Raw genomic sequence first — 1,485 nt, forward strand, 5'->3', positions numbered from 1 at the left:
GCTACACACGTGCTACAATGGCGCATACAGAGGGCAGCAAGCTAGCGATAGTGAGCGAATCCCAAAAAGTGCGTCGTAGTCCGGATTGGAGTCTGCAACTCGACTCCATGAAGTCGGAATCGCTAGTAATCGTGAATCAGAATGTCACGGTGAATACGTTCCCGGGCCTTGTACACACCGCCCGTCACACCATGGGAGTGGGCTGCAAAAGAAGTGGGTAGTTTAACCTTTCGGGGAGGACGCTCACCACTTTGTGGTTCATGACTGGGGTGAAGTCGTAACAAGGTAGCCCTAGGGGAACCTGGGGCTGGATCACCTCCTTATACGAAGATACCACGATGAGTGTCCACACAGATTGATTAGGTTTAGAAAGTAAAAGAGACGATATTGGGTCTGTAGCTCAGCTGGTTAGAGCGCTCGCCTGATAAGCGGGAGGTCGGTGGTTCGAGTCCACTCAGACCCACCAATATCGATTAGAAACAAAGATGGGGCTATAGCTCAGCTGGGAGAGCGCCTGCCTTGCACGCAGGAGGTCTGCGGTTCGATCCCGCATAGCTCCACCATCTTTAAGTGTTTTTATCTGAAAATATTTAAGAATGGTTTCGAAAGAAATCTAGCTCTTTAACAATTTGGAAAGCTGACTGATTGATTACTTACGAGTAATTCAATCAAATTTAAAAGTTCTCAATGTTTATCTTTCATTAGATAAACACAACAAACACATTCAAGTGTCTTGTATTCGAATCAATGTTTACATTGATTCACAATTGAGTCCGGCAAACAGTTATCAGGAATTAACCCTTCTTGATGACAACCAAAAACCTTGGTTAGTTGCCATACTAGTTTGTTTTCGCTTTTCAAAAGCGAAAGTAAAACAGAGACCCTTTCGGGTTGTATGGTTAAGTGACTAAGCGTACACGGTGGATGCCTTGGCAGTCAGAGGCGATGAAAGACGTAATAACTTGCGATAAGCCCAGATTAGGTAGTAATAACCTTTTGAGTCTGGGATTTCTGAATGGGGAAACCCACGTGCATAAGCACGTATCCTGTTGTGAATACATAGCAACAGGAGGCAAACCGGGGGAACTGAAACATCTAAGTACCCCGAGGAAGAGAAATCAACCGAGATTCCGAAAGTAGCGGCGAGCGAAATTGGATTAGCCCTTAAGCTTTTAATGATGCAGGTGAAGAGTCTGGAAAGTCTCGCAATAAAGGGTGATAGCCCCGTAACCGACACATCATAATCAGTGAAATCGAGTAGGGCGGGACACGTGATATCCTGTCTGAATATGGGGGGACCATCCTCCAAGGCTAAATACTACTGACTGACCGATAGTGAACCAGTACCGTGAGGGAAAGGCGAAAAGAACCCCTGTGAGGGGAGTGAAATAGAACCTGAAACCGTGTACGTACAAGCAGTAGGAGCACCTTCGTGGTGTGACTGCGTACCTTTTTGTATAATGGGTCAGCGACTTAATTTTAGTA

2 tRNA genes and 1 other annotated feature are annotated in these 1,485 nt (G+C 45.9%); both genes read left to right on the top strand.

Annotation, left to right across the window (positions count from 1 at the left end):
* Positions 1-389 precede the first annotated feature (389 nt).
* Positions 390-466, top strand: a tRNA-Ile gene (locus MED222_RS07515).
* 21 nt (positions 467-487) lie between these two features.
* Positions 488-563, top strand: a tRNA-Ala gene (locus MED222_RS07510).
* A gap of 348 nt (positions 564-911) precedes the next feature.
* Positions 912-1,411 (top strand) — a sequence feature (23S ribosomal RNA rRNA prediction is too short).
* The last annotated feature ends 74 nt before the right edge of the window (positions 1,412-1,485 follow it).

This window comes from Vibrio sp. MED222, assembly GCF_000153005.1.
GTDB lineage: Bacteria > Pseudomonadota > Gammaproteobacteria > Enterobacterales > Vibrionaceae > Vibrio > Vibrio tasmaniensis_A.